This window comes from Hymenobacter metallilatus, from assembly GCF_003944705.1.
In the GTDB taxonomy this organism is placed as follows: Bacteria; Bacteroidota; Bacteroidia; order Cytophagales; family Hymenobacteraceae; genus Hymenobacter; species Hymenobacter metallilatus.
Map to the genome: position 1 here is coordinate 26,284 of NZ_RWIS01000004.1, position 12,997 is coordinate 39,280.

12 protein-coding genes and 1 pseudogene are annotated in these 12,997 nt (G+C 59.3%); 8 read left to right on the plus strand and 5 right to left on the minus strand.

Annotated elements, in window-relative coordinates; translation table 11 throughout:
• Positions 1 to 74 precede the first annotated feature (74 nt).
• A complete protein-coding gene (locus EI290_RS07560) occupies positions 75 to 1,838 on the minus strand; it encodes a L,D-transpeptidase family protein (protein ID WP_125428334.1) in 1,764 nt (587 codons plus the stop codon).
• Positions 1,839 to 2,107: 269 nt separating this feature from the next.
• On the opposite strand from EI290_RS07560, the gene EI290_RS07565 reads away from it, so the two are divergent.
• Entirely contained in the window at positions 2,108 to 3,931 is a 1,824-nt protein-coding gene (locus EI290_RS07565) for a M1 family metallopeptidase (RefSeq protein WP_125428336.1), read from the plus strand.
• A gap of 182 nt (positions 3,932 to 4,113) precedes the next feature.
• Positions 4,114 to 5,052: a cyanophycinase gene (locus tag EI290_RS07570; protein ID WP_125428338.1), complete on the plus strand. Its 939-nt coding sequence runs from the start codon at positions 4,114 to 4,116 to the stop codon at positions 5,050 to 5,052.
• Positions 5,053 to 5,225: 173 nt separating this feature from the next.
• Here EI290_RS07570 and EI290_RS07575 read toward each other — a convergent pair whose 3' ends face one another.
• Positions 5,226 to 6,197, minus strand: coding sequence for an isoaspartyl peptidase/L-asparaginase family protein (locus EI290_RS07575; RefSeq protein WP_125428340.1), 972 nt, complete (start codon positions 6,195 to 6,197; stop codon positions 5,226 to 5,228).
• A 148-nt stretch (positions 6,198 to 6,345) separates the two neighbouring features.
• Here EI290_RS07575 and EI290_RS07580 point away from each other — a divergent pair, with 148 nt between their 5' ends.
• The 4 genes from EI290_RS07580 (at position 6,346) to EI290_RS07595 (ending at position 10,072) form a co-directional block, all read left to right on the plus strand.
• Positions 6,346 to 6,768, plus strand: coding sequence for a DUF3127 domain-containing protein (locus EI290_RS07580; protein ID WP_125428342.1), 423 nt, complete (start codon positions 6,346 to 6,348; stop codon positions 6,766 to 6,768).
• Positions 6,769 to 6,977: 209 nt separating this feature from the next.
• Positions 6,978 to 8,330 carry a leucine-rich repeat-containing protein kinase family protein gene (locus EI290_RS07585; RefSeq protein ID WP_125428344.1) on the plus strand — a complete coding sequence of 451 codons (1,353 nt, stop codon included), beginning with the start codon at positions 6,978 to 6,980 and terminating at the stop codon, positions 8,328 to 8,330.
• A gap of 69 nt (positions 8,331 to 8,399) precedes the next feature.
• Positions 8,400 to 9,275: an SDR family oxidoreductase gene (locus EI290_RS07590; RefSeq protein WP_125428346.1), complete on the plus strand. Its 876-nt coding sequence runs from the start codon at positions 8,400 to 8,402 to the stop codon at positions 9,273 to 9,275.
• A 164-nt stretch (positions 9,276 to 9,439) separates the two neighbouring features.
• A complete protein-coding gene (locus EI290_RS07595) occupies positions 9,440 to 10,072 on the plus strand; it encodes an AlbA family DNA-binding domain-containing protein (RefSeq protein WP_125428348.1) in 633 nt (210 codons plus the stop codon).
• Here the strand turns inward: EI290_RS07595 and EI290_RS07600 are convergent.
• The 3 genes from EI290_RS07600 to EI290_RS07610 form a co-directional block, all read right to left on the minus strand.
• Positions 10,060 to 10,458, minus strand: coding sequence for a VOC family protein (locus EI290_RS07600; protein ID WP_125428350.1), 399 nt, complete (start codon positions 10,456 to 10,458; stop codon positions 10,060 to 10,062). The two genes, EI290_RS07595 and EI290_RS07600, sit on opposite strands and share 13 nt — an antisense overlap.
• Before the next feature lie 181 nt (positions 10,459 to 10,639).
• Positions 10,640 to 10,885, minus strand: a complete 246-nt coding sequence (locus EI290_RS07605; protein WP_125428352.1) for a hypothetical protein — start codon at positions 10,883 to 10,885, stop codon at positions 10,640 to 10,642.
• A 261-nt stretch (positions 10,886 to 11,146) separates the two neighbouring features.
• The gene (locus tag EI290_RS07610; protein ID WP_125428354.1) at positions 11,147 to 11,677 is read right to left on the minus strand and encodes a DinB family protein; all 531 of its coding nucleotides are present in this window, start codon (positions 11,675 to 11,677) and stop codon (positions 11,147 to 11,149) included.
• Positions 11,678 to 11,805: 128 nt separating this feature from the next.
• Here EI290_RS07610 and EI290_RS07615 point away from each other — a divergent pair, with 128 nt between their 5' ends.
• Positions 11,806 to 12,369 (plus strand): YdcF family protein, encoded by a 564-nt coding sequence (locus EI290_RS07615; protein WP_125428356.1) that lies wholly within the window; start codon positions 11,806 to 11,808, stop codon positions 12,367 to 12,369.
• Positions 12,370 to 12,687: 318 nt separating this feature from the next.
• Positions 12,688 to 12,786 (plus strand): annotated as a pseudogene (locus tag EI290_RS22990) (YkvA family protein); the annotation flags it as partial.
• Between the last annotated feature and the right edge of the window lie 211 nt (positions 12,787 to 12,997).

A 12,997-nucleotide genomic window follows, 5' to 3' on the forward strand; every position in this document is an offset into this window, starting at 1 on the left:
AAGGCTTCTGTAACGCTGCTTACCGCACGGGGGCAGCAGAGCAGTTATCCGACGCTTAGAAAGAGTTGGGAGTGCTAGTTAAAATACTCTTTGGCCAACGCTTTATCGTGGCCGTAGATGTCGTCGCGGAAGTGAACTTTGCCAGCCTCATCTACCCAGGTAGTAAAGTAGACCAGATACACGGGCAGTTTCTCGGGCAAAGTCACGTATTTCTCGCGGCGGCCGGCAATGGTATCCAGGATGGCCGTCCGGTCCCAGTTGGGTTTGTCGCGGAGTAGGTATTCGGCCAGCCTAATGGGTTCCGCTACTCGTACGCAGCCGTGACTGAAGCCCCGCTTGGTTTGGCTAAAAAGCTCATCGTGCGGGGTATCGTGCAGGTAGATATCATTTGAATTCGGGAAGATAAACTTCACGTCGCCGAGGTCATTTTTGGGGCCGGGCCGACGGCGTAGCGTGTATTTCCAGGTCTTCTCCGTCAGGTTAGCCCAGTCAATAGAGCTCGGGTCCACGGGAGTAGCTTTAGCCCCCCACCCTTTCACCACTTCCATATCCAGCCGGTCAAGGGTTCCCTGGGGGTCAGCGGCAAGCTTCGGACGGAGTTCCTTGTCGATGATGCTGTAGGGTACATTCCAGTAGGGAGCCAGTACCACGAACTCCATTTTGTCGCTGAAAACCGGCGTTGCATTCAGCGTTTTGCCCACGATAACGGGCATGGTGAAAGCCTCCTTGTTATCTTCTACCACATGCAACGTGTACTCCGGAATGTTCACCAGCAGGTAGCTGGGTTCAAACTTTTTCGGAATCCAGCGCCAGCGTTCCATGTTCAGCATAATCTGGTCGATGCGCTGGCTTACCGGAATATTAAGCAGCCGTAGCGTTTCACCAGCCACAATACCGTCGGGTTTCAGCCCGTTCATCGTCTGAAATTCCTTGACGGCCTCCACCAGTTCTCCCTCGTATTTTTCGGGAGCAGCAGAAGTTGCAGTAGCCGGCTGCCCGGGTTTGTTGGACACGGTGACGGCCGGGGTACCCGCCGCGGGTGCGGCAGCGCCATTACCCAGCAGCCGAGCCCGCAGAGCTGCCACCGCCGGCGAGGCTACTCCCGGTTTCAAGCGGGTAGAGACCGGCAGCGTCGCCCAACCCCCGTTGCGCTGGATAGCACGATAGTCGGCCAGCGCCTTACGCAGGCGGTCATACTCCGGGTGCAGGGGCTCGAAATCATAATAGCCATAAGTGCTTTCCCGCTCCTTCAGGATGGTCATGAGCGCCTTATGCAGCTTGATTTTGTTGCGTTTGATATTCCAGTCGATGGCCTTTACCGAACGTGGGTCAACAGTGCCCCGGTAAAAATCGGAGGCGTAGTTGAAATATGTACCCGACAACGCTACGTCAATCTCCTTTTCCAGCGCATTACGGCGGGTTGAGTCGCCCTGGGCAGCTTCCAGGTCGCTGAATAGCTTATCGAAGTCCTTGGTTTTGTATTCTTTAGGGTCCAGGCCTTCGTCGGCAGCCTTATTGATAACCCCGAGCAGGGTGCGGGCCTGGGGTACCAGCTCGTGGTTGCGGAACCAGCCGAGGCGGAAGTCCCTCTCCCGGTAGAACTTCTTAGCCCACTCCGTCTGATCCTTGAACTTGGGCTCGGCGGCCATGTACTTCACTATGTACACACTGTCGAGCTTGGGCTGGGCGCCGCCGGCTTTGATAAGGCCGTCGGGCAGGGCGTTTTTTAGCTGGGCTTTCTGGTCCTGACTGCAGGACACCGCCGAGGTGCACAGCAGCAGGCCTAGCAGCCAGCAGCAAAAGGTGGTAAAAAAAGTAGGACGGTGAAGTGCGTGCATGAGAGAGTAAGGGCAGGAATGTAAAATTCGGTACGGCAACTGCTGCTCCGGCAGGGGCACTGCAGTCAGGGCGTTGTACTGAATTCGGTAGCGCGGAGTTGTCGCGCTGCCTCTTCCGGCCGAAGGATGCAAGTTAGCGGTTTTGCCTTCACCTTTGTGGACCTGTCGTTTGCCGACACTACTTTTCCGTACTGCCAGCAAGGCTCCGGGCAGGCCTCAGCTGCCGGACTTTTCTGGGGCAGTACTGTTTCTTTTTCCTTCCGCTTCGTATGGTCCACCCCTCCTTCCCCCCCGACCCGCACAGTTTCGCCCGCCCTCAGGAGGTGAGCGTGCATCATCTGACGTTAGAGCTGACCGTGGACATGGGGGCCCGCGTGCTGCAGGGTACAGCCACCTGGCAGCTCGCCCGCGCTGCCCCGGCCGCCACCGAGCTGGTGCTGGATACCCGCGACCTGCACATTGAGCGCATAACAGTAAATGGCGCCCCCGAAGGCGTCGCATTCAGGCTTGGGCCTGAGCATCCGGTTCTGGGTCGGGCGCTGCACATTTCCCTCCCCGCCGCCGCTGCGGCCGTTAGCATCCACTACCAGACGGTGCCCGGGGCGGCCGCCCTGCAGTGGCTCACCCCAGAGCAAACCGGCGGCCGCCGGCACCCCTTTCTGTTCACCCAGTCGCAGGCTATTCTGGCCCGCACTTGGCTGCCCTGCCAAGATTCGCCGGGGGTGCGCTTCACCTATGAGGCCCATGTGCAAGTACCCGCCCACCTGCTAGCCTTGATGAGCGCCGAGAACCCACAGGCGCGTAACCCCTCCGGCCAGTACCACTTCCGGATGCGCCAACCCATTCCAGCCTACCTGATGGCCCTGGCCGTAGGCGACGTGCAGTTCCGGGCCCTGAGTTCCCGCACCGGGGTGTACGCCGAGCCGGTTACCCTGCCAGAGGCAGCCGCGGAGTTCGAAGACCTGGAAAATATGGTGGCCACCGCCGAAGACCTGTACGGCCCCTACCGCTGGGAGCGGTACGATTTGCTGGTGCTGCCGCCCTCCTTCCCCTTTGGAGGGATGGAAAATCCGCGGTTGACTTTTGTAACCCCCACCATTCTGGCCGGCGACAAGAGCCTGACCAGCCTGGTGGCCCACGAGCTGGCCCATTCCTGGAGCGGTAACCTGGTCACCAATGCCACCTGGAACGATTTCTGGCTGAATGAGGGCTTTACCGTGTACTTCGAGCGGCGCATTATGGAGCGCCTGTACGGCCGCCCCTATGCCGATATGCTGCAGGTATTGGGCCATACCTCCTTGCAGCACACCCTGCAGGAGCTGGGTTCCGGCAGCCCCGATACCCACCTGTACTTACACCTGGCCGGCCGCGACCCGGACGAAGGGCTGACCGACATTGCCTATGAGAAAGGTAACTACCTGCTCCTGAACCTGGAGCACCTGGTGGGCCGCCCTGCCCTCGATACCTTTATACAGGAGTATTTCGCGCGGCATAGTTTCCAGAGCATGGATACGGCCGCGTTTGTGCAGTACCTGCGCCGGGAATTGCTCGACCACTACCCCGGCCTGGAGGAGAAGCTGCAGCTACAGGCTTGGATTTATGGTCCCGGCATTCCGGCCGGGGCACCACCGGTTTCGTCGGAGCGGTTTGCGGCGGTTGATGGGGCCGCGCAACGCTGGCAGGAGGGCACGCCGGCCACCGAGCTAGCCACTGCCAGCTGGAGCAGCCACGAGTGGGTGCACTTTCTGCAGGGGTTACCCGCCAGCCTGCCGGAGGCGCGGCTGGCGGAACTGGACGCCGCTTTTGGGTTTACCCATTCAGGCAACGCCGAAATTCTGGCGGCCTGGTTTCCCCACACCATTGCCGCCGGTTATGCTCCCGCCCACGCTACCCTGCACCAGTTTCTGACGCGGGTGGGCCGGCGTAAATTCCTGACTCCACTTTACCGGGCACTGCTGGCCACGCCCGGCGGCCTGGAGCAAGCCCGGGCGCTCTACGCCCAAGCCCGGCCTAACTATCACGCCGTTGCTACCGTTACCTTCGACGCCCTGTTGGGCCCGCCCACCGAGTACGCTGGTATAACTGGCAGCTAGCAGCGTAGTTTGTATTGTGGCAGCCTGTGGCAGCTACCGTTGTGCTTGCCCTGAACAAGAGCCAATCGTTCATTTTTTACTTTCATCACAAGCAGGCGTGGCCCGAAGCTTGCTTCGTCCATCAGGTAGGCTGGCAGTGCTGTTGGCTCCCCGCTTTTCCCGTGTCTAAGTTCATTTTCGCCTTGAAAGATCAAAAACCGCTCGGTAAGCTTATTGCCATTGGAGGCAATGAGGACAAGGGCACCTATCCGAACCCCCGCACCAAGAAGAAATACTACCTCAATTTTTTTGAGCTGGGCATTCTCAAGCGCGTCATTCTGGAATCGGGGAAAGAGGACCCGCAGATTGAGGTAATTACCACCGCCTCCATGATTCCGGAGGAAGTGGCCCGCATCTACCTTTCCTCGTTCACGATGCTTAACTGCAACAACGTGAACATTATGGACATCCGCACCCGCGAGGATGCCCTGCAGCCGCACTACCTGGAGCGCCTGCGCCGCGCCGATATTGTCATGTTTTCGGGGGGCAACCAGTCGCGCCTCACGGAGATGTTCGGGGACACTGAGTTTCTGGCTATGCTCAAGCAACGCTATTATGAGCAGCCCAACTTCATCATTGCCGGCACCTCGGCCGGGGCCGTGGCCATGTCCAAGACCATGATAAAGGGCGGCAGCGTGCCCGACGCGCTGATGAAGGGGGCCGTGAAGATGGGCAGCGGCCTGGGCTTTCTCGACAACGTGGTTATCGACTCGCACTTCGTAAAGCGGGGCCGCTTCGGCCGCCTGCTGGAAGCAGTAGCTTTGCACCCCAAGCTTATCGGCATTGGGCTGGGCGAGGATACGGGCGTGCTCATCACGGAGGGCAACCAGCTGGAAGCCATCGGCTCCAACCTGGTTATCATTATGGATGGCCACAAGCTGGAGCACAACAACGCCGCCGCCGCCAAAAAGGGTGAGGCCATATCCATTGAAAACATGCTGCTGCACGTGCTGGTAAAGGGCAACCTCTACGACGTGACCCAGCGCGAATTCTACCCCGACCTGAAGCTCCGCCAGCAGGCCGCCGAGTCGGAGCGGCTTACGGCCGGTAAGAGTGCCAATGCCCCCGCCCCAGCTGGCTAGACGTAGTAACCAAATGTATAAAAAGCCCCTATTCTTCCTGAATAGGGGCTTTTTATATTTATACAAATGAGTCAACAGTTCCTTTTGATTAACTACCGCCGGAGAGGTACCTACTCCTTAATATATAGCCACCAAAAAAAAATCTATGACCACCGCTGCTGCTGCTATGGAGCTTATCCTTTATAGATAGCAATCTGGGGTATGTTCTCAGTGGAAGTTTGCCAGGCCCGGTACATGCCTTCGGAGTTAAAGGGCAGGGCCACGTTACCGGCCGCATCTACGGCTACCAGGCCTCCCTCCCCTCCTATGGGGGCTAGCTTATCGTGCATCACCACGCGACAGGCTTCGGCCAAACTCAGGCCCCGGTACTCCATCAGGCAGCTGATATCATGGGCCACCACCGCCCGCAGAAAAAACTCGCCGTGCCCGGTGCAGCTGATGGCGCAGGTGCGGTTATCGGCGAAGGTGCCGCTGCCGATAATGGGCGAGTCGCCGATGCGGGAGAATTGCTTGTTGGTCATGCCGCCGGTGCTGGTGGCGGCGGCCAGGTTGCCGTGCTGGTCGACGGCCACGGCGCCCACGGTGCCCATTTTCTTTTTGGGGTCTTCGTGGGGGGTAGGCGTATCGGCAGATTGGGCTTCGGAATGGTCGAGGCGCATGCGGCCTTCCTGCAGCGCTTCCTGGAGCTGGTCGTAGCGCTGCTGGGTGAAAAAGTATTCCTGAGGCTGAGTGGGCAGGCCGTGCAGCCGGGCCAGCTCATCGGCCCCGGGCCAGGCCAGCAGTACGTGCTCGGTTTGCTCCATTACTAGCCGGGCTGCCCGGATGGGGTTCTGCACCGAACGAGCCCCGGCCACCGCGCCGGCTGCGCGGTTGCGGCCGTCCATAATAGCCGCGTCCATTTCGTGGTGGCCGTCGTGGGTGAAGACAGCCCCCCGGCCGGCGTTGAACAGCGGGCAGTCTTCGAGGCTGCGCACGGCCTGCTCCACGGCATCCAGCGCGGCCCCTCCTTGCCGCAGTACGTCGTAGCCGGCGGCCAGCGCGGCTTCCAGGGCCTGGCGGTAAGCCTGCTCTTTTTCGGGGGTCATGAGGGCGGGCGAGATGGTGCCGGCCCCGCCGTGCAGGGCCAGAGCGAAGGGAGCAGTCATGGGCAGAAAAAGTTGATGGGTGGGCAAAAACGCAAGGTAAAGGTAGTCAGGCTACGGGCCGAAAATGGCCTGACCCAACAGGAACGAACCGCGTTTTTTTTCGTAGGTTTGGTTTACTGTTTTCAACTCCCCAACATATTTCATCCTTATGGCTTACGAAGCTACCGGCCGCCTGCACGAAATTTTCGACGAACAGCAGGTGAGCGAAAAATTCCGCAAGCGCGAGTTCGTGCTGGAGGTCGTAGACGGCCAGTATCCCGAGCATATCAAGTTCCAGCTGGTTCAGGACAAGACTGCTCTCATCGACTCCTACAAAATCGGCGACGAAGTAAAGATTTCCTTCAATCTGCGGGGCCGTGGGTTCAACAAGAACGGCCAGATGCTGTACTTTACCAACTTGGAGGCCTGGCGCATTGAGGCCGGTGCCGGTGGCGGAGCAGCTGCCCCCCAGGGCGGTGGTTACCAGCAGGCTGCCCCCCGCGCAGCGGCTCCCGCCCAGAATTCCAACCCGAACCTGCGCGCCTCGGCCGCTCCCATTGCTTCGGACGACGACAACGACCTGCCTTTCTAAGCATTAGCTGTCCGCTGATGGTTACCAGCTGTTAGCTCTTCGGCCATTTTGCCTCTTAAAAGCCGCTTCCGTACGTCGGGAGCGGTTTTTTTTAGTTGTCAGTTGCTGGTTGTTAGGTGCTCGTTGTCAGTTGTCAGAACCCATCTAACAACGAGCAACTGACAACAAACAACTGACAACGAGCACCTAACAACCAGCAACTAAACTACATGCACACGCTGCAACAACTCCGCGCCGGCGAGCTAACCGGGGCTACCCGGCTGGATCTGCGCGAAGGCCTGACCGAATTTCCGCGGGAAATTTTTGCGCTGGCCGATACGCTGGAAATTCTTAACCTCACGGATAATGCCCTGCGGGAGCTGCCCACCGACCTGCCTCGCCTGCACCGGCTGCGGATTCTGTTCTGCTCCGAAAATCAGTTTACTGAGGTGCCCGCCGTGCTGGGTCAGTGCCCGGCCTTGGAAATGGTGGGCTTTAAGGCCAACCAGATTCATACCCTGCCCGGCGCGGCTCTGCCGCCGCGGCTGCGCTGGCTGATTCTGACCGACAACCAGCTGGCCGCGCTGCCGCCGGAAATTGGTCAATGCCAACAGCTGCAGAAGTTGATGCTGGCCGGCAACCAGCTGCGGGAGCTGCCGCCGGAGCTGGGCCAGTGCCACAACCTGGAGCTGCTGCGCCTCTCGGCCAACCAGCTGCCCGGGCTGCCCGATTGGCTGCTACACTTACCGCGGCTGACCTGGCTGGCCTACGCCGGCAACCCGTTTGCGGAGCCGGCCGAGGCGGCCGCCCTGGCCCACTCCCCCATCCGGGAAATCAGCTGGCGCGAAATTGCCCTGCAGCACGTGCTGGGCGAAGGTGCTTCGGGCGTCATTTCGCAGGCTACCTGGCAGAACATGCTCGCAGCGGTCAAGCTATTCAAAGGAGCCGTAACCAGCGACGGGCTGCCGCACAGCGAGATGGTGGCCTGCATCCGGGCCGGGGCCCATCCGAACTTGATTGCGGTGTTGGGCAAGGTGGCCGACCACCCGACCGGCACCGAGGGATTGGTGCTGAAGCTCATCAGCCCGGAATTCCGCAACCTGGCCGGGCCGCCCAGCTTCAGCACCTGCACCCGCGACGTGTACGCGCCCGGCACCGCCTTTACGCTGGCGGCAGTGCTGCGGATTGCCCAAGGCATTGCCGCTGCTACTGCTCACCTGCACAGCCGCGGCATTCTGCACGGCGACCTGTACGCGCACAACATTCTGGTGGCCGCCGATGGGCGCTGCCTGCTGGGGGACTTTGGGGCAGCGGGCTTTTTTGACGTGACCTCGCCGGCTGCCGCCACACTGCAGCGGCTGGAGGCGCGGGCGTTTGGCTGCCTGCTGGAAGAACTGCTGGACCTTTGCCCTGAAGCCACAGCTAACGACGCTACCGCTCAGCAGCTCCGGTACTGGCAGCAGCGCTGCCTGCAGCCCCTGGGCACGGCCCGACCGTCACTAGCGGAAGTCAGCCAGGGGCTGCAAGGGCTTATGATTTCCGAAGAGGCTGCTCAACCTTCCGGGCCGGGGCTACGTCTGTAAGTGGCACATTGCCGGCGCGGTGGTACTTTGCGGTGGCACTTTGTTTCTCTCTCATTCTCATTTTTCTGCATGACAACCGTTTCGGTGCTGCCACTGGCCGGAAAAACTGCCCTCATAACAGGGGCTACCAGCGGTATCGGGCTGGTTACGGCCCGGGAGCTGGCCCGCCGTGGGGCCCGCGTGGTGCTGGTAGGCCGCGACCCGGACAAAGCGGCCCGGGCACAGCAGGCCATTCAGCTGGCAGCCGGCCCCGAGGCGTTGGTGCATGTGAAGTGCTTCGACTTATCGTTGCTGCGCAACGTGCATCAGCTGGCCAACGAGATGGAGCAGGAGTTTGAGCAGCTGGATATTCTGGTGAATAACGCCGGTATCATGCCGGGCCATTTTGCGCTGACCGAGGAAGGCCACGAGCTATGCTGGGCCACCAACCACCTGGCCCCCTACGTGCTAACCAACCGGCTGCTGCCGCTGCTGGACGCCGCCGGCCGGGCCCGGGTGGTTACCGTATCGTCGGTGGCGCACTGGGTGGGCGAGATTGAGCCCGACCGGAACGCGCGCAACTCGCCTGATAAGTACAGCTGGCTCACGGCTTACGCCGACTCCAAGCTGGCCAACATCCTGTTTACCCGGGAGCTGGCGCACCGCCTCGACCTTACCGGCATCACCGCCAACTGCCTGCACCCCGGCCTGGTGGACACCGGCCTGATGCGCCCCGATACCTCGGCCGTGATGAAGGCCCTGTGGTGGCTGGCCCGTCCCGCCATGACCTCCCCGGAGCTCGGCGCACAAACCACTTTGTACCTCGCCACCTCGCCCGAAGTCGCCAGCCAGAGCGGGCGCTATTTCGCCAACTGCAAGCCGGCCCGCTGCTCCGGCCGGGCCAGCAGCGCCCAGGAAGCCAGCCGCCTCTGGCGCATTTCGGCCGAGGAAACCGGGGTGGAATGACGTGCGTTAGTCATTTTTAAGCAGACTTTTTGCCAGGTCAGCCAGAACGCAGTGAAGGACCTTATCACGCTAGAATCACCACTAAACGATGTTGTTCAAGTGTAATAAGGTCCTTCACTGCGTTCAGGATGACCTTACAGCCCGTCATTACCACATACATCCTTATGACCGAGCTACTGGAACTGATCAGGCAGGGCGAAGGGGAGCGGCTGGAATTCAAGCAGCGCACCACCCATCCTACCCGCATTGCCCGCACACTGTCGTCGCTGGCCAACACGCACGGGGGCCGGGTGCTGGTGGGGGTGGATGATAATGGCCGCATATTGGGAGTGCGCGACGTGGAGGAGGAATTATTTCAGCTCCGGCAAGCCGCCCAGCACTACATCGACCCGCCCATCCGGCTGCGGTTTGAGGAGATAGAGGCCGACAACGGCCGGGCCGTACTCATCGTAACCGTGCCGGAAAGCACCGAAAAGCCCCACCGCGCCCAAATAGCCGACGATGAATGGCGCACCTACGTACGGGTGCGCGACGAAAGCGTGCTGGCCAGCTCCCTCACCGAGAAAGTGCTGGAACGCCAGGAGCCAGCCACCTCGCAGTTCGAACGGATTCCGCTGAACAAGGAAGAGCTGGCGGTGCTGACGTATCTGCGGGAGCACCCACGCATTACGCTGCCGCAGTACATGAAGCTGCTCAACATTGGGCAGCGCCGGGCTTACCGCACCCTCATCAAGCTCACCCTGCACGGCTACATCAAGCACCACGACAAGCAGAAGGAAGTGTATTACACGCTCTGAACAGGCTCCAGCAAATCCCAGAGGTTGCCGTATAAATCGGCGAATACCAGCACGGTACCGTAGGGTTCCGTTACCGGCGGCCGCACAATGCGCACGTTTTGCGCCAGCAGGCGGGCGTGGTCCCGGGCGAGGTTATCGGTGTAGAGAAACAGGGCCACGCGGCCGCCGGTCTGATTGCCGACTGCCGCTTGCTGGGCGGGCGTGGCCGCCTTAGCCAGCAGCAACTCCGCGCCAGTTGCGCCGGGTGGTGCCACTCGTACCCAGCGCTTTTCCGGACTCAGCGGCGTGTCTTCCACCAGCACAAACCCCAGCTTTTCCGTGTAGAAGCGAATGGCTTCGTCATAGTCCGCCACCACTAGAGTAACGAGAGCAATACGCTGAGGCATGGAGTTTCGCTTTGCACTTGCAGATTATATTAATTATATAATTTTTGCTTTTCTAACCTGTACACAAACCACCACAACAATACACTGTCTACTACAATCTTCCAGAGAGTAATTGTTAGTTCAATTCGTCCTATCATGAAATTAAAAAGCATCATACTAACAACTATTTACGACGCATATATCACTGTATCCAACTTGGCTTTATATCCATATATATATCCAATACATCAACTAGCTTCCAATATCCCGCTGACACTAATATATCCAGCAAACTAAAGGTAGAGGCCAGCCAAAGCATATAAAACAACACCCCTGCTTTGTAACCAGAGAAGAAGGACATAACCAGCCAAATGAACGAAATAAAAATAATATTCTTTGCAAAGACATATAAAAGCAAACATTTATCTGATTTAATCAATTGTTTCATAATTCAGCAATGAATAAAAAAAAATAACCCTCATCCAATTTGAACGAAGGTTATTTTTTTAAATTTCTAGTCTTGTTGACGAGCTTTCAGAGCTTTTTTCTCTTCCTTAGCGGCCTTTTTTTCCTTAGTGGTTTTGGCTGGCTCTTTCTTTTTCTCTTTGCGGGGTTCCTGGGCTTTTGCCATGATGCGTAGTGTGGGATGAAGGGTGAATCAGAAGGTTTTTAACGTGGTGCTGGCAGCGGGTGTTGTGCGCGCACCGGTTTAGTGCAGGCCCGGCAGATACCGCTCCCGCAGCAGATTGAGGTGGTGGGCCTCGTGGCCGGGCAGAATGTAGGCCAGGGCCCGCACACTCACCGGCTGCCCGCTGGCCGTACCCTGCCGGGCTACGGCCTCGGCCGAAAACGACTCCAGCAGGCTCAGCGTGGCCGCCCGCACCGCGTCGTACTCCGCCAGAATATCGGCGAAGGTACGGGCATCGGCGCCGGAAACGGGCACGTAGTCGTCCTGCTCGAAGCCGGGCAGCGGGGTAGTGTCGCCGCGCCCGATGCGCAGGGCCCGGTAGGCGAAGATGCGCTCCGTATCGAGCATGTGCACCAGATTTTCCTTGATGCTCCACTTGCCCGGGGCGTAGCGGAACGCGCCCTGCTCCTCGGTAAATCCGGCCAGCAACTGGCGCAGCTCCCGGGGCTGCCGGCGCAACGCTTCCAGCGGATCCTCGGCAATCAGCTTCACATAGGTGTGGTAATAGGGGGCGTACTCGGTGGAGGCGGGTGGGGTGAAATGAGTGCTCATGGCGGCGAATGTAGCGGAATCCGGATAACTTCGGGAAGCGGCCGGGTTAGCCACGCGCTGATGTAGGCGCAGCACGTTGCACACCTCCAGTTTATTCAAGCTATTACGAATTCTTACTTACTACTTATATGCGCCTTTCCTTGTGGCGTCGTCTGACTGGTGGCGTGTTTCTGCTGCTGATATTCCACGCCACCGGTATTACCCTTGATGCTCTCACTGACCAGGCCCGCCCGGCCGACTGCCTGGTGGTACCCGGCAACACGGTAAACCCGGACGGCAGCCTTTCGCCCCGCCTGGAAGCCCGCTTGGATGAGGCGCTACGCTTGTACCGGGCCGGCGTGAGTCGGTATATTTTTGTCAGCGGCGGCCTGGGCAAGGAAGGGTATTATGAGGGCAGCGCAATGCGCCGCTACCTGCTGCAGCAAGGTGTACCCAATACGGCTATTTACACCGATAATCAAGGCAACAACACCTTGGCTACGGCCCGAAATTTCACTCAGCTGGCACGGACGCAACAGTGGAAATCGGCAGTGGTTGTGTCGCAGTTTTTCCACTTGAGCCGCACCAAATTGCTGTTGCGGCAGCAGGGAGTTGCGGAAGTTTCGGGCTCAGCGGCCCGATATATAGAAGTGCGCGACGGGTACGCGCTGTTGCGGGAGATACCAGCACTGTATGCGGCTTGGTTGCGCTGAGGAAGCTGTAACGCTACGCCTACCGGAACCGTACACGCAGCACACAATCTCAACCCCTCCCCGATGTCTTCTCTTGTTGAAAAAGGTCTTTCTATTTCAAAAAACGCCCTGTTCAGCGTATTTCTCAACCGCGCCGGCAAGCTGCTGGGCCGCCCCTTTAAGGTGGTAATGGTACTTAATGAGGTAGCCAACAAGCTGGCCAGCAAAGACAGCGGCGACAACAAGTTCAAGCAGGTATTTGACGTGGGCCGCACCCTAGTACGGCTGGTGCGTAACTACGTCAGTGGTGAGTACCGGCAGATTGACACCGGCACTATTGTGTCGGCGCTGGGCGTGCTGCTCTACACTCTTTCCCCCGTCGATCTGGTCCCCGATTTTATTCCGGTGGTAGGCTTTCTGGATGATCTGGCCTTGATCAGCTGGTTCATTGAGAAGTTCCAGGGCGAGATTACCCGCTTCCGCGAATGGGAATCTACCCACGCCGCCCAGGAAACCGACGATATTCCGGCCGCTTCCCGCACTCCCAAGGCCTCTAACACCAACACCCAGAACACGCCCGCCGTGGCCGAGCTGGGCCATTCCTAGAATTACAGATTGCGCAGATTCGTTCTATAATGCCCGGCCGATT